This is a genomic window from Novosphingobium sp. BL-S-20 (assembly GCF_055521635.1).
Genome location: NZ_CM145493.1, coordinates 887,266 through 907,274, shown reverse-complemented (window position 1 = coordinate 907,274; position 20,009 = coordinate 887,266). Strand labels below are relative to the sequence as shown.

Below are 20,009 nucleotides of genomic sequence, written 5' to 3'. Positions count from 1 at the left end.
GCCGATCGGAAGGTTCGCGATGAAACATGCAATTGTTCTTGCCTTGAGCGCCTTGCTTATCGCCTGCAGGTCAGTTCCCTCAGCGGAACTACCACGGGTCAGTCTCGTGCAATACCGGCTTGCAATCGGTGACAGGCTCCAATTGGATATATTTCGTGAAAAAGATCTTTCAGGAGAATACATCATTGACGGCAATGGCTTTCTGAGCTTGCCCATGGCCGGCAGCGTCGCCGCGGCGGGAAAAACCCTTCCAGAACTCCGCACCGAACTTTCTCAGATTTTCAGCCGTGAATATGTCCGAAATGCCAAAATAACTTTGGAAATATCGAGCTACAAGCCAATATATATACTGGGAGAAATTCAAAAACCTGGAGAGTACACCTATACAGAGGGAATGTCTGTCTTCGCACTCGTGGCAAAAGCAGGAGGCTTTACATACCGCGCAAATCAGGGCCGGGTTTATATTCGACATTCGAACGACAGCACCGAACAAGCATACCGCTTGACCAGCGGAGCCGCGGTGCTTCCTGGGGACACGATCCGCATATCCTCGCGATTTTTCTAAGATCTATTTTGAAATGAATCGCCGCGAACAGCGCTGACGGTTCCGAGGGCTATTCCCTGGAAGAAGCGCATCCCTCGTCGACGCATGCCAATCAATGAAATATGGGCAACTTGATAGGCATCTCGATAAAAAATACAACACCATATTGGACGAATTTTTTCTGAGATATCGAGAGTTTTCATCTAAAAATTGACCAGTCCTTTTAGAGATTGACTGCCGGTATGTTTAATTCTCACTCCTCACCTTTATGCCGAAAAATAGCGGAAGAATGCCTCAAAAATGTCCGCACAGGTATTCTCGAGGCGGCCATGGCCCACAAACTCATCCTACGAGCCAACGGCAATATCGCTCGAGTGGTAAGGTGGGCAATTAGTCCGGTGCTGCGAAATTCGCATTTCACGAGTTTCCAAACCAGCTCTAAGTCCGGGCCTAGTAGCGCCCGACTGACAAGTCGCGTTTCGATCAATTCTAGTATAGCAGCGCGTACTCAGTCGTGAATACGATCCCCATCATCATCTTCTGGGTACTCGTGTTCGCCGCCATGATCGCGCCGCGCCCCATGGCGCTTTACCTGTTCTTCGCAACGATGCCTTTCGGAGCATGCGCTGCTATCCCTACAATTGTCACCGGCGGACTGACATTCATCGCAACTCCGATCGTCGCGCTGGTCCTCATCGGCAAGGCCTTCCTGAACAGGCAGGGTCCAGCATCGTTCCTCGCCCTGGCTCTCCTTCCAGATCGCCTGCTGTTCCTTTTCGCCTTCTGGATCGTTGCGAGCGTGACGACGCTATTCATGCCGCGCCTGTTCGCAGGCAGGATACCCGTCGTTCCCGTGCGCGGCATTTTGAGCGAAAGCGCACCATTGTATCCATCGACGCAGAACCTGTCGCAGTGGGTATACATCACGATCTCAGTACTCACGGTTTTCGCCTTTGCGCAACTTCTCCAATCGGCACGTATGCGACAACATGCTTTGCAGGCCATGTGCCTCGGCGCCGCCGTGCTGATCGCCACAGGACTGCTCGACTACGCAAGTCAGTTCCTACCGCTCGACCCAGTCCTCGCCCCCTTCCGCACCGCGTCCTATGCACTGGCCACAGAGGTCGAAGTTCTCGGTTCGAAGCGCGTCGTCGGACTGATGCCCGAGGCATCAGCTTTTGGAAACTATTGCCTAGGCTTTCTGTGCGCGGTTCATTTCTATCGGCGCGCTATCGTCAATGCCAGATTGCGGAAGACGATCTGCCCCATTCTGATAGCACTGCTTTTCCTTCTGTGCTGGCAGGCAAAGTCATCGGCAACGTATGTGGGGGTCGTGATCTTCGTTCTGATGGCCATGCTGGAGTGGCTGCTGCGCATAAACGTGCACGGCCGGGACATGGCGATTTACAGGCAAGGTCTGCTTGGCGAATTGACGCTGCTCATCGGCATCCTGATCGCCGTCACGACGACACTACTGTTCAAGCCGGAGCTTCTGGACCCGATAGTCTCGATGATCGATCGAATGGTCCTGCAGAAAGCCTCTTCCTATTCGTTTGAGGAACGCGGGATGTGGCGCTACGTTGCTTTGTCCAGCCTGTTCGAAAGCCAGGGCATCGGCATAGGGCTGGGAAGCACGCGATCCTCCAGCAGCCTCGTCGCTGTCTTCAGCGCCACCGGGATACTGGGCGGGCTTTCCTTCTATACCTTTTCGCTGATCTCGTTCTTTCGCGCCCCTCGGTTCGGAACGGCGGAATCGCAAATCATAATCTCCGCATTTCGCTTTTCCTACATACCCGGTTTGACTGTGTCGCTGATGATCGCAGATGCCAACTTCGATCCGCTTACGGGGTTCGGCTTCGCAATCACCACTGCATTATCGATGACGCTCCGCCATCGACCGCCCCCACCCATCCGAACCGCTTCGGCACATAACTTAGGCAGCCCACCTTACGTGAAGGGTTTCGCATGAGGCGCATTGGCACGAAACACGCCCGGTACGGACTTCTCGACGAACTTCGCGGCATTGCCGCCGTGATCGTTCTAATTTTTCATATCGGCACCCGCGCCCAGGCTCCCGCCCTCGCGCCGAACGGTTATCTTGCCGTCGATTTCTTCTTCATGCTGAGCGGCTTCGTCATCGCGGAAGCCTATCGGGAGCGCCTTCTACAAGGCATGTCGTTCCGAGAATTCGCGGTACGACGCCTGGCAAGAATGATGCCGGTAGTCACGATGGGGATCTGCTTGGGCGCGGCCTATGCCTTGGCCCGCTGGATTATAGCCCCGTCCCGCTCGGACAGTCTCCCTGACATCCTTTCCGCGACCCTGCTGAACATGTTCCTTCTGCCGAAATGGTGGCCGGGGCATGCTTCGGGATGGGAGGCCTTTCCGATCAACGGCCCCTTGTGGTCCTTGTTTTTCGAACTCGTCATCAATTTCATCTGGGCAGGCCTCATCGTATTCCGCGGCCGCTTCACCCTCATCGTCCTCGCCCTCGCCGGATTGCTCAGCCTTTCAGGGCTGACGGCAATACAAGGGACTCTGGACATGGGCTGGGACATTCCCTCATTTCCCGGCGGCCTCGCGCGGGTCTGCTTCGGTTTCTCCGTGGGCTTGCTGATCCATGCCTATCGCAGACACCTGCCACGCCTTGGGAGAGCGGCGGGTGCCGTCGCCGCAGGCCTGCTGATCCTTTTTCTTGCCGCTCCGATATCGGGAAATGGATGGACACTGGGCATCGCAGCACTGGGCCTGCCGCTGATATTGATGCTCGCGATATGCTCGCCAAATGGAAGCGGTATTCCCGGCACACGCTTTCTGGGGAGTATTTCCTACGCTCTCTACGGTATCCATGTGCCGATACTCGCAATTTACTCCGGCGGCGCCGAGAAACTCTTCGGAATGAACCGCGCCGGTTTCGAATCCTACCTGCTTGTGCCGGTAATCATCCTCGCTGCAGCTGGGGTGACGATATACCTAGACCGCCCCGCGCAGCGGCACCTGCGCCACCTGATCGAAAAACGGCCATTTTTGAGGCGTGCCGGCCAAGGAGAAATCGTGCGACAGGATGCCGGGCCAACTATCCTGCAAGCGCCCCCTTCCGACGCACCGCTCTCTCCGTGAGGCACGGGCGGCGGCCCTCAATCGACCATCGCCCGCATCATGCCTTCAGAATTTGTAGCCCAGACGGGCATAGTAGAAACCGCCGCTCAGGCCGAACGGCGCGAAATTGCCGTAAAGACCGGAGCCGTCGGCGGCGATGGCACCATTCTTGTCGGGGTAGCTATCGAAGAGATTGTTCGCCCCCACCGCAATATCGAGGGCTTGCGTGAGTTGATAGCCGATCTCGGCATCGGCCACCCACTTCGCACCGAACGTGCGATCGGATGTCGCGACATTGCTTGACTCCGTATATCCACCATAGCGCGTCACGCGCACCAACGCGCGCAGCTTGTCGAGCGACCAGTTGCTCGACAGCACCACCTTGCTGCGCGGCAGTGCCGCCACGAGATCGCGCTGGGCCTGGCGCCCGAATAGGGTAACATTGAGGCTGCTGAGTTCTTCCGGATTATCGATCACGTGCAGGATCTTGGTCCGGTTGTAGCTGTAGGCCGCGTTGAGACGGACAGTGCCGAGCGCGGCGGTATCGAGGGTATATTCGCCCACTACATCGACACCGCGCGTGCGGGTGTCGATGGCATTGGTGAAGAACTGGGCGCTGTCCACATCATCGATACCGTTGGCGACGAGAATATCCTTGATCGCTGCGCCGCCGTTGGAAGCCGTACCGAGGAATTCAGTCTTGACGATACGGTCGTCGATGCGGATCTGATAGGCATCGATCGTCAGGCGGAACGGGCCCGTCTCGTAAGTCACACCCGCCGTGAAGTTGAGCGACTTTTCCGGCTTCAGCGGCTTTGCGCCAAGCGCAACCGCCGCCGCACTGTTGACGGGCAGGAACTTCGAGACCGTCGAAACGCGCTCGTCGCCGATCACGGTGACGGTGTTCTGCGTGGTCGAGAATGCCGTCTGTGCCAGTGACGGTGCCCGGAAACCGGTGTTGACGCCTCCGCGTAATGCAAGCCCCCTCGCCAGTTCGACACGGGTCGAAGCCTTCGCGCTGAACGTGTTTCCAGCGCTGTCCGAATAGTGTTCGAACCGCCCCGCAAGTCCCAGGAACCAGCCGGGCGTCAGGTCTGTCGAGAGATCGACATAAGCCGCCACATTGTTGCGGCTGATGCTCGACGCATCGGCGGGCGAGGTGCCTGTGAACGATACAAGCCCCGGCGACGGCGAACGGCCTCCATAAAGCTGGCCGAACGGCGTGCCGTCCGCCGGGATCACATAGCCGCCGTCACGATAGGAATCCGGTTCGCCGGCAATGTTCTGGAAGCGCTCCCAGCGATGCTCGACACCCAACGAAAGGCTGACCGGCTTGGCCAGGCCCAAATCTACATCGCGGCTGAGATCGAGATTGTTGACCCAGAGATCCTGCTTCTGCCGCCCCATGAAGAAGCTGCTCTTGGAATCCGGCCCCAGCGAGGGGTTGAGCGTGTTGTCCGCGCCGAGCTTGACGTTGTCGCGTCCGAAGCTGGTGGAGAGATCGAGCGACCAGCCTGCAAATTCGCTGCGAAGGCCGAGGGCGGCCTGCCAGTCCCACTCCCAGATTCGACGGTAGGCCTGGAAGCCCGCAGGATAGAGCTGCGGCAGCACCGAGGCGCCGGACGTATTGGCCAATCCACCGTAGCCCGTCGCCGACGCGAAATAGGCGCCGCGTGCGTCGTTGATGTCGCGATAGCTCAGGGTCGAGAACGAATAGAGCGTGGTATCGTCGCCAACGGGCAGTTCGGCGTTGTAGCTGGTGTTGACGATCTTGTCGCGATTTGAGCGGCCATAGCCGCCGGCGATCAGGTGGTTGGCATCGGCCTCCCGCGGGTCGGGCTGACCGTTTACCAGCGGGTAGACATAGGGCACCGGCTGAGCCGAGGAATCCGCGCGGTCATGATATTTTGCCTCGATCGAGAAGCGCGCGAAGCCGCCGTCGCCCAGCGGCGTGCCGTAGGACCCGGCGATTTGCACCAGCGCCCCGCCCTTCTCATAGAGCTGACCGCCCGTTACCGAAAATTCGCCGCCGCGCGGCGCATTGTCGAGAATGATGTTGATGACGCCGGAAATCGCATCCGAACCGTACTGCGCCGCCGCGCCGTCGCGCAACACTTCGATCCGGCCAACCGCGCTGGTGGGAATCAGGTCGATGTCCACCGGGGTCGACCCGCCTGAAATGCGCGAGAGATTGTTGATGAGCGAGGTCGTATGGCGGCGCTTGCCGTTGACGAGGACCAGCACATAGTCGCCGGAAAGACCCCGGATCGAGATCGGCCTGACACTCGCCGATGTACCGCCGCCGCCGAGCGCGGGCATGCTCAACGAGGGAATGATATTGCCGAGGATTTCCTTGAGGCCAGTGCGGCCGGTGTTCTTCAGTTCCTGCGGGCTGATGACATCGATCGGCACTGGGCTGTCTGCGACCGAGCGCTGAATGCGCCCGCGCGCGCCGGTCACGACGATCGCGGAACCCTCCGCATCCGCCGCTGTGGTGTCGGCAGCAGGCGCTGCCACTTCCTCTTCCGCTCGCGCCGGGCTGACGGCGAGGAAAGAAACGCCGGCAAGAAAACTGGATACCAAAAACTTCTTCACAGGAGCCCCCGAATTCAGAAACATGAGAGCTTCGTGCCATCTCAACAAAATTAGTTGAAATTGAATTAGCTTATCTCAGACCAAGTTTTTCTTGATTCATGCATTCAAAACGAATGCGCCATCGAGCGGCCTTGCCGACTTCACTTCCCCAAACTTCCGGAATGTATCCAGAACGACCTTCTGGTCGGAGATAACTCTATTGTCGATCGGAACGCGGAGGCGGATATTCTTCTCTGCCGTCGCGCGCGCGATATCCGGGGGCAGGCCCGTTTCCTTGGCCAGGACCGCGCCATAATCGTCGATATGCCCCTTGGCCCATTCGAGCGCCTTCGCCTCTCTGCGGAGAAAATCGCTCAACTGGTCGCGCTTGCTGGCGATGGCGCTTTCCGGGGCGACCTCGAAGCCATAGCCCTGCACGAATTCACGACCGTCCACGACGATCCGGTCGCCTTCGGCCTGAGCCGCCGCGACATAGGGCATCCATGTCGACCAGGCATCCACAGCACCGCTCTGAAGCGCGGCACGGGAATCGCTGGGAGAAAGGAACACGATCTTCACATCCTCGGGCTTGAGACCCGAAGCGATCATCGAACGGAGAACGAGATAATGCCCCACGCTCCCGCGCGTCGTGGCGACACGCCTGCCCTTCAGGCCCCTGCCGTCACGCACCGGCGACTTTGCCGGCACGAGGATGGATAGCGCGCCATCGAACCGCGCCTGCGTACGCTGGGCGCCCACCGCCTTGATGGGACTGCCCGCCTGGTAGGCGAACTGAAACGGCGCATCGCCGACGAGACCAAGGTCGACCGCACTGCTACCAAGCGCTTCGAGCAGGTTCTGCGCCGCCGGAAACTCCGACCATTCGACCTGATAGGGTGCTCCGTCCAGCGCACCGGAAGCCCGCATCAGGGATTTGGTACTGCCCTTCTGGCTGCCGACGCGCAGCACCCGCGCATTTGCGCCGCCGCCCCGGCCGCAAGCGGCCAGGGCGACAGTCGTGGCTAGTCCGAAAAGCAGATTACGTCTGTCCAACATCGATCAGAGGTCCGTCCAGAGCGGTTCGTCGGCGATCAGGATGCGGTGCAGTTCGCGTGGGAAATCACCGTAGTTGCGGACCGCGAAATGCACCGTGGCGCGGTTGTCCCAGAAGGCCACCGTCCCCGGCCGCCACGAGAAGCGCGCCTGAAGATCGGGCCGCTTGTACTGGCGCAGCACTTCTTCCAGCAGTTCGCGGCTTTCCGACAGTTCCAGTCCGAGAATCTGCGGTTGCTGCGAGAAGTTGACCCAGAGGATCTTCTCGCCGGTCTCGCGGTGGGTTCGCACGATCTTGTGGGCAACGATCGGATATTCGTGACCGGAAAGTTCCAGCGCGGGCACGAAGTTATGGGTAACGTGCTTGCCTTCGAGTCGTGCCTTCAGGTCTTCGGGAAGCGTCTCGTAGGCGAGATAGGCATCGACCCAGATCGTGTCCCCACCCACTTCCGGCAGGTTCACGTCGCGCAGCACTGCCCCCCAGGTGGGCACGAGCCGCCAGCTGGTGTCGGTATGATAAGCCTCGCCGGGGCGCAGCTTGTAGCCGAGCTTCTTCTCGTACTCGCGGTCTTCCCGCGCGGCGATGGCGTGGACTTCCTTGTTCGCCGCATCGTGCCGCGTGGTGGGATGGGTGTAGAGCGGACCGAAGTTCGCCGCGAAAGCCGCCTGCTGGGCGTCGTCGATCGACTGGTCTCGGAAGAACAGGACCTTCCATTTCAGCAGGGCCGCGCGGATCGCCTGCCGCAATTCATCGGTCAGCGGCTTCGAAAGATCGACGCCCTCGACTTCGGCGCCGATGGTCGGCTGGACCGGGCGAATGACGAGACCGGCATTCGAAACATCGAAGGTGGAAGCGGTACTGGCCATGAGTCTTCTCCTTTCCGTGTTGTCTGTCAGGCCGCCGTGCGGCGCAGGCGTGCGGCAGTGTTACGATTGACCGGAACCTCCAGTCCCAGCGTCTCGCGCAAGGTGCCGCCAGGGTAGTCCTGCTTGTAGATCCCCCGCGCCTGAAGGATCGGCACGACATGGTCCACAAAGACCTCAAGCTGTCCCGGCAGGGATTCGAACAAATTGAACCCGTCCGAGCCGCGCTGTTCCAGCCAGAGCTGGAAACGGTCGGCGATCTGCTCAGGCGTGCCGGTGAAGTGGCTGCGCGGCGTGGCGACGCGCAGGGCGATCTCGCCCAGAGTCAGCCCGCGCGCGGCATCGGCCAGCACGCGCTCCGAAGCGCTCTGGTTGCTCTTGCGGCCTTCTTCCGCGACATGCTGCGGGAACGGGCCATCGGGATCGTAGACGCTGAAATTGTGGTCGTTGAACGACCGTCCGAGCGCCCGCAATGCGTTCTCCAAACTGACCAGTCCTGCCAGTTCGCCGTAAAGCCGCTCGGCTTCCTCCTCGGTCGAACCCACGACGGGACGGCCGCCGGGCAGCACCAGAAGCTGCTCGGGATCGCGACCGAAGCCCCGCGCCCGCCCCTTGACGTCGGCATAGAAGGCCTGCCCCTCGGCAAGGTCTTCCTGATGGGTGAAGATCGCCTCGGCATGGCGCGCGGCGAAATTGCGCCCGTCTTCCGAGGAACCGGCCTGGAAGATCACCGGCTGCCCTTGCGGCGAGCGCGAGATGTTGAGCGGGCCTTTCACCGAAAGGAATTCGCCCTTGTGGCCCAGCTCGTGCAGCTTGTCGGGATCGAGGAACTGCCCGGAAGCCTTGTCACGGACCAGGGCATCGTCTTCCCAGCTGTCCCAAAGGCCCTTCACGACATCAAGATATTCCTCTGCGAGGCGATACCGCACATCGTGGTCGAGGTGCTTGTCCCGTCCGAAGTTGGCGGCGCTGCCTTCCAGCCAGGAGGTGACGACGTTCCATCCAGCGCGGCCGCCGCTGATATGGTCGAGCGAGGCGAACTGGCGGGCGAGATTATAGGGCTCGGTGTAACTGACGGTCGCCGTACCGACGAGGCCGATATGCTCGGTCACGGCAGCAACGGCGGAAAGGATCGTCAGCGGCTCGAAGCGGTTGAGATAATGCGGCGATGAGCGCGCATTGATCGAAACGCTATCGGCCACGAACAGGTAATCGAACTTGCCCCGCTCGGCGATTTGCGCCTGGCGGGTATAGAACGAAAGGCTGGTGCTGGCATCGACCTGCGCGTCAGGGTGGCGCCAGTCGTCCCAACCGGGGCCGACGCCGTGCAGGATGAAACCGAGTTTGAGTTGGCGTGTGCTCATGTCATTCCTCCTTCTGCATGGGTTCAGGCTATTGCGTGCGAGGGCCGTGAACCAACGCGGATGGCTGATAGGAACGTGAGTATTTCCAATGCTCGAAACGCCGTTTCAGCTTGCCAGCGCGACTTTGTCGGTACCTTCGCGGGCGGCCACTTTGGCGCGCACGAGGGGGATCAGATCGCGGCCATAGTCGATGGCATCGGCCAGCGGTTCGAAGCCCCGGATCAGGAAATGATCGATGCCGATGTCGTAATATTCGAGCAGGGCATCGGCGACCTGTTCGGGCGTACCGACAAGGCCAGTGCTGTTCCCCGCCGCCCCGGTAAGCGCGGCCACGCCGGTCCAGAGGCGGGTGTCGCGGCGCTGGGTCTGCGCGGTTTCCAGCAGGCGCAGCGATCCGGCATTGGGAGGACGGTGGCCGCTCGTCGGCAAGCCTGCCGCCTCACGCTGGGCGCGGACCTTTTCGGTGATCTCGTCAGCCTTCTTCCACGCCGCTTCCTCGGTATCGGCAATGACCGGGCGCAGGGAGAGCGAGAATCCGGGATTGCGACCGTGCTGCGCGGCGGCATGGCGCACCGAGCGCACGGCTTCGCCCACTTGCTCCAGCGTCTCGCCCCAGAGCGCGTAGACATCGGCATGGCGGCCAGCGACCTCGATCGCTTCGGGCGAGGAGCCGCCGAAGAAGACCGGCAGGTTGTCCGGCTTCACCGCACTGAAACCGCCGCGCACTTCGTAGAAGCGGCCGGAATGGTCGAAGGGGCGGCTTTCGCTCCACTCGCGCTTGAGCACGTCGAGGTATTCGTCGCTGCGCAAGTAGCGTTCGGCCTTCAGGGTATGCACATCGCCGTCGCGTGCCATCTCGTCATCGGCGCCGCCGGTGATGATGTGCACGGCGCCGCGCCCGCCCGAAAGCTGATCCAGCGTCGCCAGCTGGCGCGCAGCCACGGTCGGCTGGGTGAAACCGGGCCGGTGCGCGACGAGGAAGCCGAGCCGCGTGGTGATCGCTGCGGCATGGGCGGCGACGATCTGGCTTTCCGGCGAACTGGAACCGAACGGGATCAACACCCGGTCGAACCCGCCTTCTTCCTGCGCGCGGGCGGCGGCATCCACATATTCGCGATCGAGCACGCGCGAACGCGGGCCTGCGTGGATTTCGGACGTGTCGTTGAAGCCGATATAGCCGATGAACTTGACGGACATGATGCAATTCTCCCTGAGGGGATCAGATGACGAAGAAGCCGTGGGTGCCGTCGCGCTCCAATTGGGCGACGAGGCCATATTCCCAGTCGAGATAGGCCTGCATGGCGGCCTCGCGGTTGTCGGTACCCTCGTAAGGGCGCTTGTAGCGACCATGAGCGCCGCGCGGCGCCGGAGCGCCGTCCTCGCCGGTTTCGAGCGGGCCGTCGAAAGCATCCGCCAGCACCAGCACGTCCCAGCCGAGTTGGGCGAGCCAGGACGCGGTCATGTCGGCGCGCGCACCGAGATCGTCGGCGAGCACGATACGGGCACCGCGCACGGGTGCGAAATGGTCGGTTTCCTGCACGAGCTGGCCGCCCGGCGCATTGCGGAAGCCCGCCGGATGCCCGGCCGCGAAATCGGCAGGCTGGCGCACATCGAAGCGGTAAAGTGTGCGGTCGCTTTCCGCGAGAAGTGCCTTGAGGTCGGCGCTGTCGATCCGGCGGACACCGGCGCGATAGGCCACATCGCGGGCACGCTCACGGGCCAGGTCGAATTCGCTGCCGTCCCCTTTATCGACGCTTTCCTGCCGCCCGGTCTCCAGCGCCTGCCCGGCCAGCGTCCAGCCGATCGTGCCGTTGCGCAAGGCAAACACCTTGTTGGGCAGCCCCGCATTGATAAGCGACTGGGTGCCGATGATGCTGCGGGTGCGGCCCGCGCAATTGACGATGATCGTCGTGTCCGGATCGGGCGCGGCGACCGGCGCCCGCAGTACCAACTCCGCGCCCGGCACGCTGCGGCCGCCGGGAATGCTCATCGTTGCATATTCGTCGAAACGGCGAGCATCGAGAATGGCGATATCCGCCTTTTCCTCGATCAGCGCGAGCACGTCGGGCGCGGGAAGCGAGGGCGTATGGCGGCGGTGTTCGACGAGTTCACCGAACGCCTTGGAGTAGCTGTTGACGTCCTCGAACAGCTCGTATCCCGCGGCCTTCCATCCGCCGAGACCGCCTTCCAGCACGTCCACCTGCGTATAGCCGAGCGCGCGGAACTGATGCAGCGCCGGTTCCGCCAGCCCTTCCCCGTCATCGTAGATGACGATCGGGGTATCCTTGCGCGGAATGCGCCAGGGTGCTTCGAGAGCGATGCGCTGCAACGGAATCTGCGCTGCGAACAGCGGATGGCCGAGCGCGAACTGCGCTTCCTCGCGCACGTCTATCAGGGCGATCTCGCGCTGGGCCAGCAAGGTGCTGCGGATTTGCGACGGCGTAACACTCATGCCCGGATCACTCCATTCCAGAGGTTGGGCAGGACCTCGTTCGCATAGCCCGAGATGAAGGGACGCTCCTCGCCGTTGTCGCGGTAGGTCGCGCGTTCGACCGCGCCGATATTGGCGCCGTAGACGTGGATCGAGATCGAGGTGCGGTCGGCAAAGGCATTGGCGACGCGGTGGATGTCGCCCGTCTGGGGATCGATCGGATCGACATCGCCCGGCCGCAGCTCTTCGGTCGCGCCCTGCTGTACCAGCGATCCATCGCTGCGGCGGCGATAGCTCTGCACTTTCTCCGCCCCGCGCAGCACGCCGACGAGGCCCCAGACGCGGTGGTCGTGGATCGGCGTCGCCTGCCCCGGCCCCCAGACGAACGAGACGACACTGAAGCGTTCGGCGCTGTCGCAGTGGAGCAGGTATTGCTGGTAGCGTTCGGGGTGCGGCTGGGCGAATTCGTCGGGGAGCCAGTCGTCCTGCGAAACGAGCCGGGCCAGCAGATTGCCGCCCTGTTCGAGGATCGCAGGCTGCCCCGCGCCGCTATCGAGGATCGCGGCAAATCCGGTCACGAAACGGCGCAGCGGGGTCACATCGAGCTTCGGAACGACGAGCGAAACCGGCGCGTTCATGCCAGCCCCCCGGCGTGGAGGGCAATGACTTCAGCAGGGGACGGCCCTTCCGAGACCTGCCCTCCGAGCGCCCGCAGCAGGCGGCTGCGCAAGGCGCGCGCGACCTGGCCGCGCTCGCCGCGAGGCGCCTCGATCCGTTCCTGCAGGACGATGCGGCCCTGATCGAGCAGGACCACGCGGTCGGCCAGGGCAATGGCCTCGTCCACGTCGTGCGTGACCATCATGACTGCCGGGCGGTGGCGGGTCCAGAGCGAGAGCACCAGTTCGTGCATGCGCAGACGGGTCAGCGCATCGAGGGCGGCGAAAGGCTCGTCCAGCAGCAGCAGGCTCGGTTCGCGCACCAATGCACGGGCAAGGGCCACGCGCTGCGCCTCGCCGCCGGACAGCGTAAGCGGCCAGGCGTCGAGCCGGTGTCCAAGGCCCACCTCGCGCAGGGCATCCTCGGCCCGCTGACGCACGTCGCCCTGCCTGAGACCGAGCGCAACGTTACGCCAGACTTTCTTCCACGGCAGCAGCCGCGCGTCCTGGAACACGACGGCACGGGAATCGGGGACGATCACGTCCTGTCCCGGCGTGGGATCAAGCCCGGCAAGCGTGCGCAGCAGGGTGGTCTTGCCCGACCCCGAACGGCCGAGCAGGGTCACGAACTCGCCGGGCGCGATATCGAGGTCGAGGCCGGAGATGATCGTGTTGTCACCGAAGCTGCGCGTGAAATCGCGCAGGCGGACGACGGGATCGACGTAGGGGGCGGTCACGCGGGAAAAGCCGGTCGGGCGAGCGTCCATGGCATTGTTCTCCGTTGAAAAGGCGGTTGTGAAAGTCATTGGGAGACTATGCGTCATTGAGAGACGATACTGGGGCGCCAGACGAGCGCACGGTTCTCGATCGCCCGCACCAGCGCGTCGGCGGCGAGCCCAAGCACGGCGTAGATCATCAGGCAGACGACGATGATGTCGGTGCGCATGAAGTCGCGGGCATTGTTGATGAGATAGCCGAGACCGGCCGAGGCGTTGATCTGTTCGGCCACGACGAGCACCAGGATGGCCACCGAAAGCGAATAACGCAGCCCGACCAACAGCGACGGCAGTGCACCGGGCAGGATCACATGAACGATCTGTTCCACGCGGCTGAGGCCGAAGCTGCGTGCACCTTCCAGCAGGCGCAGGTCCACGCCGCGAATGCCGCTGTAGAGGTTGAGATAGACCGGAAAGATCGACGCGAAGGCAATCAGCGCGATCTTCGGGGTCTCGCCGATGCCGAACCAGACGATAAACAGCGGCGTCAATGCCAGCGTCGGAATGGTTCGCTTGATCTGCATGAGCGGGTCCACCGCCACTTCGCCCTGCCGTGACAGCCCGGCAACAAGCGCCAGCACCACGCCGACACTCACGCCGATCGTCAGACCAACGGCGATGCGCAGAAACGAGACCCAGAGGTTATCCGCCAGCTCGCCCGAAACCGCCATGTCCAGCAGGGTCGACAGCACTTTCGAAGGCGCCGCGAGGGTGCGTTCGGGAATCAGCCCCGAGCGGGAACCAGCCTCCCAGGCGAACAGGAACAGCAGCGGCGAAAGCCAGCGTGCGCTTCCCAGCGAGGCGGATATGCGGTGCGAAATGGCCATTGTCTTTCTCGTCCACGAGGAACCCGGAGAAGACTATGCATTCTCAACCAATTCAATTGAGTTTTGTCAGAGCGACGTATCAGCAATGCTCATAGTGACGCAAAAGCGTGCCTCATGCCCGCCCAACCGTGGCCTGTTCGGGGTGAACGCCATCTCCGAGGCACGGGCCTATTGGAAACTCTCAAGTCATTTGCCGGTCTTCTCGTTATCCAGACCTCTCTCTTCACAGCTAGGCTCTGCTCCGTGACAAACAGGAGCAAGAAAATGGGCAAGACCCTCAAGGATCGTTTCAACGAACTTCAGGCGGAACGCGAGCGCACCTGGAACGCCGAGCAACTGGCTCGCAATGCCGGGCAGCGCCGGTTGCTCGCCGAACGGCACGATCCCGCGAAACTGCCGCAAGTCGGCGACGAAATCCCGCCTTTCACGCTGATCGACGCCGAAGGCCGGGAACTGACGCGGGACGCACTTGTCGGCCAAGGTCCGGCAGTGCTGGTCTTTTTCCGCTTCGGCGGTTGTCCGGCCTGCAATATCGCGCTGCCTTACTATGACGAGACGCTCCGGCCCGAACTGGAAGCACGCGGCATTCCCCTCGTGGCAGTGAGCGCGCAAACCCCTGTCGATCGCGCGCTCATCGCGCGTCACGATCTGGCTTTCCCGGTAACGAGCGATCCCGGCTATGCCCTCGCCCGCAGCCTCGGGATCACTTTCTTCCCCGAGGATCGACCCGAAGTCGCACCCGGCCAGGATTGGATCGGCGCGACGCTGGGCACGCTCAGCTACGAGATCGACCAACCCGCCGTCCTCGTGCTTGGCCCGGACGGAAAGATCCTGTTCCTGGATGTCAGCCCGGACTGGCTCGACAGGACGGAAAGCGAAACGATCCTGGCAGCACTGGCGGAAACGGTTCCGATATCATCACCCCGCCGCGCAACCGCCTGACCGCGAGAGGCTACCGCTCTCCTGCTGCTGAGGGCGGCGGCAGGAGCTTCCCGTTGATCGTCACCCGATCGAACAGGATATCGTGCACGCCCTCCAGTTTCAGGCTGGCGTCACGGACCTGCAAGTCGAAATCACGCAGGACCACATCGTCGATCTCGGTCTGGCCGGGATTGGGGCGTATCGTGCCCAGCGCCCCGAACCGGCCGCTTATGCCCGAAAACGAGAGTCCCCTCACCCGCGACATCGGCGGTTTCATGCCCCTGAGGTCGGTATACTGGCTCCACGGCTCGACCGCCATGACCGTGCCTTCGCTGCTGTCGAGGACGATGTTGCGGAAACGGATGTTCTCGTAGCTTTGCGGCGTATCGGCCCGCAGCTTCAGCCGGGCCAGAACCATCGGGCCAGTCACCCGGCTATCCTCCACGGTGACATCACGGACCACCGTCGCCTCGCTGCCGCAGGCGAGCGCATGGTGTCCACGCCGGAAGTGGCAGCGCCGCACCGTCAGTCCCTCGACCGGAGGACTGTCCCGGTACTCCAGAGCCAGCGGCCCTTTCGATCCCTTGGCGGCGATGCAATCGTCGGTGACCGAGAAATAGCAGTCCTCCACCGTGATGCGCCGACTGCTGTCCACGTCGATCCCGTCGCTGCTCGGGGCCTGATGGTAGTCGTCGGGTACTTCGAAGCGGGCATTGCGGACCAGCACGTCCTCGCACTTGTAGAGGTGCAGGTTCCAGAACTGCGCGTCCCTGAAGGTGACGCCGTCGACCACGACGCCTTTCGAATTCTCGATCAGCGCGAGCCGGGCGCGCGGCAGGCCGAGGTTCGGAAACTCGTTCGGATCGGGCGCGGCATTCCGCAGCTTCCAGAACATGTCCCAGATCGGCCGCCCGGCTCCGTCAAGCGTACCGGCTCCGGTGATCCGCAATCCGTCGCAGCCGTCGGCATTGAGGAGTGCCGGGGTGAAGCTCGGCTCGAAATGGCCCTCGATCCGGGTTCGGCGGGGTGGGAAATGCTCCATCCGCGTGCTGCATCGCAGGACGGCGCCGGTAGCGAGATGGAGATTGACCCCGGGCTTCAGGAACAGTGCTCCGCTGACGAAAATGCCTGCGGGGATGACAACGGTCCCGCCGCCCTGCCCGGCAAGCCGATCTATCGCGGACTGGATCGCCTGCGTGTTGATCGTCGCCCCGTCAGGAACCGCTCCGAACTCGGCAATCGACACGCGCTTGCCGGAGAGTTCTTCCGCGCCTCCGCTTCCGGCGAACAAGGGCAGCGTCAACAGGGACAAGGCTATGGCCCGGCGATCGCAGCGGAAAGGAGATGCTTGCGCTGCAGATGTTTCGATCGCCGTTTTCCCACGCGCCATTCGCCTCGTCCCATATTGTGCTCTTTGGGTCCATCTTACATGACACGCCGGGCAAGGGAAGGTCGAGAAGCGGCTGGCTATTTATCTTGCGGTTCGGGAACCTGCGTGCGGATATAGGCGATCAGATCGGCTCGATCGAGCGCATCCGGCACGCCGCCGAACTGCATGGTCGTGCCCGGCACCACCGAAGCCGGCGCCGCAATCCAGGCATTCAGCGTCCGCTCGTCCCAGGTGCCGCCCGCCTGGGTGAGCGCCGCCGTATAACCGTAGCGGGAACTGTTGGTCCCGAACCTCTTGCCGAAAACGCCGAAGAGGTTCGGCCCGCCTCGATCCATCGCGCCTTCGAGCATGCTGTGACAGGCCGCACATTGCCGGAACTTGCGCCCGCCCGCTTTCGCGCTGGCCACTTTCATCAGGGCCTCCAGCGAAGGGTTCGGACCGGCGGCCTTCAACCGCTCGTCCCGGTGGTCGTTACCGCAGCCGCCGAGCAGGAGCGCGGTTCCCGACAGCAGCAGGACGGCTTGCCGGATACCTGCCATGAACTTCATGCCCGCCAACGGCAACACAACCACCTTCGATCCGGGACGACAAAGCGCGCCTCACTATGCGCGAGTTCCCTATTCACGCCTTTCCGCGAAGGCAATGGCAGCAAATCGCGCACAGCGGTGCTAAGGACCATGGATGCGCGCCATTCATCATATCGCCATCATCGGTTCGGACTACGACCGCTCCCGCCGTTTCTATAACGAAGTGCTCGAACTGCCGATCATCCGCGAGGTCTACCGCGAAGAACGCGCCTCGTGGAAATGCGATCTCGATGCCGGGAATGCCCAGATCGAACTGTTCTCCTTCCCCTCGCCGCCGCCACGCCCCTCGCACCCGGAAGCCTGCGGGCTGCGCCACCTTTCCTTCGCCGTGGACGACCTCGACGCGGAAGTGGCCCGGCTCGGGGCGGTGGGGGTCGAATGCGAACCGATCCGCGTCGATCCCTACACGGACAGGCGGTTCACCTTCTTCGCCGATCCCGATGGCTTGCCGCTGGAACTTTACGAAAACGCTTGAGAGAAGCCCCCTCAAAAGCGCGTCATTCCAGAGACGTAAAGCATTGAAGCCTTGCCGGAAGGCGCGCGGCGGTTATGACGGGGCGTCACGCTGAAAGGGATGATCGGATGCGCCTCGCTCTCGGACTGTCGCTCTGCATGGTCGCAGCTCTTTCCAGCGCGCCCGTCTCGGCGGCCGACAAAGTGATCCGGACCATGGACCTTTCGGCACCGTTCCACACCCGCGCGCCCTGGCAGTTCATCGCGACCCAAGGCGCCGAGGAGGAAGACCCGAGCGGCGACACCGCGCCCGGCGCGATCACCCCCTGCATCACCCGTGACAAGGGCGCGACTTGCCATCCCGCCGCCACCGAGGCGCTGCGCCTGCCCGGATCGGACGATGTGTTCTCCGTCCCGCATTTCATCAGCCGGTTGGAAGTGGTTCATCCCGCTGCCGACAAGCCGCTCCTTCTGCTGCAACTCGCCAGCTTCCAGGCCGGCAACGGCGACCGGCGCGTGGCACTGCAACTCTACGCCTACGACCGCGAGAAGGACGACTTCACCTCCGTCTTCACCCACCGCGCCGGGCGCAACAACAACCAGGAACTGCGCTATGTCGAGAAGGGTCCGCTGCGCGGCGACGTGATCATAGCCGAACCGACCGCCGATGCACCCTACGGCTACTGGATCACCGTCCATAAACCCTCTCCCTCGGGGAAATACGAACAGGCCCTGCGCTTCCGCAGTGCCACGACTTACGGTGACGGGAACCCGCTGGCCGTGATCGATTCCGAAATGCCCAACATTCTCAAGCGGCTTGGCCTGTGGCGTGCAGGAATGCCGCTCCCCTTGCCTACCGGTGAATGCCCCCGCCCGCATCTGGTCGGCATGGCCCTCTGGTGCCGCTGAAACGAACACCGGATTTCCTTCTCTCCGGCTGGCGTGACGCGCCGGTTGCTATATGGAGTGCGCCCATGCGCTACCTCACTCTTCCCGCTTTCGTTCTTGCCGCCTCGCTCGGCGCCGCTTCCCCCGCCCAGGCCTGGGGACCGATCGGCCACCGCATCACCGGCGCCATTGCCGACGAGAACCTGAGCGGCGTCGCCCGCGCGCAGGTTCATTTGCTGCTTGGCAACGAAGACCTTGCCGAAGCGGCGACCTGGCCCGACGATATGAAGTCCGATCCAGCCGAGTTCTGGCAGAAGAAGGCCAGCCCCTGGCACTACGTCACGGTGCGCGAGGGCGACGCCTACAAGCCCTCCGACGCGCCGCCCGAAGGTGACGCCCTCACCGCGCTGCCTCGCTTCACCGCCACGCTGCGCGATCCGAAGGCCTCGATCGAGGACAAGCGCCTGGCGCTGCGCTTCATCGTCCACATCATCGGCGACCTGCATCAGCCGCTCCACGTCGGCGGTGGCAACGACCGGGGCGGCAACGACGTCAAGGTGACGTGGTTCGGCAAGGAGACCAACCTGCACTCGGTGTGGGACTCCGGCCTGATCGAGCAGCGTTCGCTGTCCTATTCGGAATATGCGCATTGGCTTTCGCGCAAGATCACGCCTGAAGACATGGTCGCCTGGAACGTGCGCGACCCGCTCGTCTGGACCTCCGAAAGCATCGCGCTGCGAAAGACGATCTACCCGGCGAACCCGAACCTCTCGTGGGACTATGCCTACCAGCATCGCGGCGAAATCGACGACCGGCTGGAACACGCGGGCGTGCGCATCGCCGCCTACCTGAACTGGATCTTCGATCAGGAAGCGCCCAAGGCGAAGAGCAGCCGCCCGTGAGCTTCTGCGACGCGATCTGGGAAGAAATCGCCCCGCTGCGCCGGGCGATCCTGGCGCAGCCCTTCCTGAGCGAACTGGCGGACGGTTCACTCGCTCCGGAGAGCTTCCGGCACTACATCGTGCAGGACAGCCTCTACCTCGCGGAATATGCCCGCGCACTCGCCATAGCCGCCGCCCGCGCGCCGACGGCGGCGGGTCGGCTGGAGTTCTCCGACGGCGCCAAAGTGGCCGTGCAGGTCGAGGAAGCGCTGCACCAGGCCTTCTTCGCGCAGTTCGGCGTAACCGCGGAAATGGCGCATGACAGCGAGGCCAGCCCGGCCTGCCTCGGCTATACCAGCTACCTCGCCAGTCTGGCGGCAACGCGCAGCTACGAGGAACTGATTGCCGGAATCCTGCCCTGCTTCTGGGTCTATTGGGAAGTCGGCTGCGCCATCAAGCCGCGCGCCGCCTCGCCAAATCCTTACGCCGCCTGGATCGACACTTACGCCGCCCCCTCGTTCGGCGAGGCGACCGACCGCGTGCGCGCGCTCGTCGACGAAGCCGCCGCCAATGCCACGCCAACGACCCGCGTCGCCATGGCCACGGCTTTCCGCAACGCCGCGCGCTACGAGTGGATGTTCTGGGATTCCGCCTATCGCCGCGAGCAATGGCCGATCTGACCGGCCACTGAAGCGCGGAGG

General features: G+C 62.8%; 19 protein-coding genes. 8 read left to right on the top strand and 11 right to left on the bottom strand.

Annotation, left to right across the window (positions count from 1 at the left end; genetic code table 11):
- Window positions 1-19 precede the first annotated feature (19 nt).
- From ACZ1II_RS03900 to ACZ1II_RS03890, 3 genes are all read left to right on the top strand, one after another.
- A complete protein-coding gene (locus tag ACZ1II_RS03900) occupies window positions 20-565 on the top strand; it encodes a polysaccharide biosynthesis/export family protein (RefSeq protein WP_465144488.1) in 546 nt (181 codons plus the stop codon).
- A gap of 493 nt (window positions 566-1,058) precedes the next feature.
- On the top strand, window positions 1,059-2,513 hold the full coding sequence (locus tag ACZ1II_RS03895) for a hypothetical protein (protein ID WP_465144487.1): 1,455 nt from the start codon (window positions 1,059-1,061) through the stop codon (window positions 2,511-2,513).
- Window positions 2,510-3,664, top strand: coding sequence for an acyltransferase family protein (locus tag ACZ1II_RS03890; RefSeq protein ID WP_465144486.1), 1,155 nt, complete (start codon window positions 2,510-2,512; stop codon window positions 3,662-3,664). Before ACZ1II_RS03895 ends, ACZ1II_RS03890 begins: the two co-directional genes overlap by 4 nt.
- A gap of 45 nt (window positions 3,665-3,709) precedes the next feature.
- Here ACZ1II_RS03890 and ACZ1II_RS03885 read toward each other — a convergent pair whose 3' ends face one another.
- From ACZ1II_RS03885 to ACZ1II_RS03845, 9 genes are all read right to left on the bottom strand, one after another.
- Complete coding sequence (locus ACZ1II_RS03885) at window positions 3,710-6,238, bottom strand: TonB-dependent receptor plug domain-containing protein (RefSeq protein WP_465144485.1); 2,529 nt, start codon at window positions 6,236-6,238, stop codon at window positions 3,710-3,712.
- A gap of 96 nt (window positions 6,239-6,334) precedes the next feature.
- Window positions 6,335-7,273 (bottom strand): ABC transporter substrate-binding protein, encoded by a 939-nt coding sequence (locus ACZ1II_RS03880; RefSeq protein ID WP_465144484.1) that lies wholly within the window; start codon window positions 7,271-7,273, stop codon window positions 6,335-6,337.
- A 3-nt stretch (window positions 7,274-7,276) separates the two neighbouring features.
- Complete coding sequence (locus tag ACZ1II_RS03875; RefSeq protein ID WP_465144483.1) at window positions 7,277-8,137, bottom strand: TauD/TfdA dioxygenase family protein; 861 nt, start codon at window positions 8,135-8,137, stop codon at window positions 7,277-7,279.
- A gap of 26 nt (window positions 8,138-8,163) precedes the next feature.
- Complete coding sequence (locus ACZ1II_RS03870; RefSeq protein WP_465144482.1) at window positions 8,164-9,498, bottom strand: LLM class flavin-dependent oxidoreductase; 1,335 nt, start codon at window positions 9,496-9,498, stop codon at window positions 8,164-8,166.
- Between the two features lie 105 nt (window positions 9,499-9,603).
- A complete protein-coding gene (locus ACZ1II_RS03865) occupies window positions 9,604-10,695 on the bottom strand; it encodes an LLM class flavin-dependent oxidoreductase (protein WP_465144481.1) in 1,092 nt (363 codons plus the stop codon).
- 22 nt (window positions 10,696-10,717) lie between these two features.
- Window positions 10,718-11,950: a rhodanese-like domain-containing protein gene (locus ACZ1II_RS03860; RefSeq protein WP_465144480.1), complete on the bottom strand. Its 1,233-nt coding sequence runs from the start codon at window positions 11,948-11,950 to the stop codon at window positions 10,718-10,720.
- Window positions 11,947-12,567: a cysteine dioxygenase family protein gene (locus ACZ1II_RS03855; protein ID WP_465144479.1), complete on the bottom strand. Its 621-nt coding sequence runs from the start codon at window positions 12,565-12,567 to the stop codon at window positions 11,947-11,949. The genes ACZ1II_RS03860 and ACZ1II_RS03855 overlap by 4 nt, the downstream gene beginning before the upstream one ends.
- Complete coding sequence (locus tag ACZ1II_RS03850) at window positions 12,564-13,352, bottom strand: ABC transporter ATP-binding protein (RefSeq protein WP_465144478.1); 789 nt, start codon at window positions 13,350-13,352, stop codon at window positions 12,564-12,566. The genes ACZ1II_RS03855 and ACZ1II_RS03850 overlap by 4 nt, the downstream gene beginning before the upstream one ends.
- Window positions 13,353-13,405: 53 nt before the next feature.
- Window positions 13,406-14,188 carry an ABC transporter permease gene (locus ACZ1II_RS03845; protein ID WP_465144477.1) on the bottom strand — a complete coding sequence of 261 codons (783 nt, stop codon included), beginning with the start codon at window positions 14,186-14,188 and terminating at the stop codon, window positions 13,406-13,408.
- 264 nt (window positions 14,189-14,452) lie between these two features.
- On the opposite strand from ACZ1II_RS03845, the gene ACZ1II_RS03840 reads away from it, so the two are divergent.
- On the top strand, window positions 14,453-15,130 hold the full coding sequence (locus tag ACZ1II_RS03840; protein ID WP_465144476.1) for a peroxiredoxin-like family protein: 678 nt from the start codon (window positions 14,453-14,455) through the stop codon (window positions 15,128-15,130).
- Between the two features lie 10 nt (window positions 15,131-15,140).
- On the opposite strand, the gene ACZ1II_RS03835 is transcribed toward ACZ1II_RS03840, so the two are convergent.
- Window positions 15,141-16,412: a glycoside hydrolase family 28 protein gene (locus tag ACZ1II_RS03835; protein ID WP_465144475.1), complete on the bottom strand. Its 1,272-nt coding sequence runs from the start codon at window positions 16,410-16,412 to the stop codon at window positions 15,141-15,143.
- Between the two features lie 164 nt (window positions 16,413-16,576).
- Window positions 16,577-17,047 carry a c-type cytochrome gene (locus ACZ1II_RS03830; RefSeq protein WP_465144474.1) on the bottom strand — a complete coding sequence of 157 codons (471 nt, stop codon included), beginning with the start codon at window positions 17,045-17,047 and terminating at the stop codon, window positions 16,577-16,579.
- 133 nt (window positions 17,048-17,180) lie between these two features.
- Between ACZ1II_RS03830 and gloA2 the strand changes: the two genes are divergently transcribed.
- The 4 genes from gloA2 to tenA all read left to right on the top strand — a co-directional run bounded on the left by gloA2 (window position 17,181) and on the right by tenA (window position 19,988).
- Window positions 17,181-17,561, top strand: a complete 381-nt coding sequence (gene gloA2 / locus ACZ1II_RS03825) for an SMU1112c/YaeR family gloxylase I-like metalloprotein (RefSeq protein WP_465144473.1) — start codon at window positions 17,181-17,183, stop codon at window positions 17,559-17,561.
- A 107-nt stretch (window positions 17,562-17,668) separates the two neighbouring features.
- Entirely contained in the window at window positions 17,669-18,448 is a 780-nt protein-coding gene (locus tag ACZ1II_RS03820) for a hypothetical protein (protein ID WP_465144472.1), read from the top strand.
- A gap of 65 nt (window positions 18,449-18,513) precedes the next feature.
- Complete coding sequence (locus tag ACZ1II_RS03815; protein ID WP_465144471.1) at window positions 18,514-19,329, top strand: S1/P1 nuclease; 816 nt, start codon at window positions 18,514-18,516, stop codon at window positions 19,327-19,329.
- Window positions 19,326-19,988 (top strand): thiaminase II, encoded by a 663-nt coding sequence (tenA, locus tag ACZ1II_RS03810; protein ID WP_465144470.1) that lies wholly within the window; start codon window positions 19,326-19,328, stop codon window positions 19,986-19,988. Before ACZ1II_RS03815 ends, tenA begins: the two co-directional genes overlap by 4 nt.
- Window positions 19,989-20,009 lie beyond the last annotated feature (21 nt).

Coding starts and splice junctions, on each gene's coding strand:
- ACZ1II_RS03900 (WP_465144488.1), top strand. CDS start 20: ATGAAACATGCAATTGTTCTTGCCTTGAGCGCCTTGCTTATCGCCTGC.
- ACZ1II_RS03890 (WP_465144486.1), top strand. CDS start 2,510: ATGAGGCGCATTGGCACGAAACACGCCCGGTACGGACTTCTCGACGAA.
- ACZ1II_RS03880 (WP_465144484.1), bottom strand. CDS start 7,273: ATGTTGGACAGACGTAATCTGCTTTTCGGACTAGCCACGACTGTCGCC.
- ACZ1II_RS03875 (WP_465144483.1), bottom strand. CDS start 8,137: ATGGCCAGTACCGCTTCCACCTTCGATGTTTCGAATGCCGGTCTCGTC.
- ACZ1II_RS03870 (WP_465144482.1), bottom strand. CDS start 9,498: ATGAGCACACGCCAACTCAAACTCGGTTTCATCCTGCACGGCGTCGGC.
- ACZ1II_RS03865 (WP_465144481.1), bottom strand. CDS start 10,695: ATGTCCGTCAAGTTCATCGGCTATATCGGCTTCAACGACACGTCCGAA.
- ACZ1II_RS03860 (WP_465144480.1), bottom strand. CDS start 11,950: ATGAGTGTTACGCCGTCGCAAATCCGCAGCACCTTGCTGGCCCAGCGC.
- ACZ1II_RS03855 (WP_465144479.1), bottom strand. CDS start 12,567: ATGAACGCGCCGGTTTCGCTCGTCGTTCCGAAGCTCGATGTGACCCCG.
- ACZ1II_RS03850 (WP_465144478.1), bottom strand. CDS start 13,352: ATGGACGCTCGCCCGACCGGCTTTTCCCGCGTGACCGCCCCCTACGTC.
- ACZ1II_RS03845 (WP_465144477.1), bottom strand. CDS start 14,188: ATGGCCATTTCGCACCGCATATCCGCCTCGCTGGGAAGCGCACGCTGG.
- ACZ1II_RS03840 (WP_465144476.1), top strand. CDS start 14,453: ATGGGCAAGACCCTCAAGGATCGTTTCAACGAACTTCAGGCGGAACGC.
- ACZ1II_RS03830 (WP_465144474.1), bottom strand. CDS start 17,047: ATGAAGTTCATGGCAGGTATCCGGCAAGCCGTCCTGCTGCTGTCGGGA.
- gloA2 (WP_465144473.1), top strand. CDS start 17,181: ATGCGCGCCATTCATCATATCGCCATCATCGGTTCGGACTACGACCGC.
- ACZ1II_RS03820 (WP_465144472.1), top strand. CDS start 17,669: ATGCGCCTCGCTCTCGGACTGTCGCTCTGCATGGTCGCAGCTCTTTCC.
- ACZ1II_RS03815 (WP_465144471.1), top strand. CDS start 18,514: ATGCGCTACCTCACTCTTCCCGCTTTCGTTCTTGCCGCCTCGCTCGGC.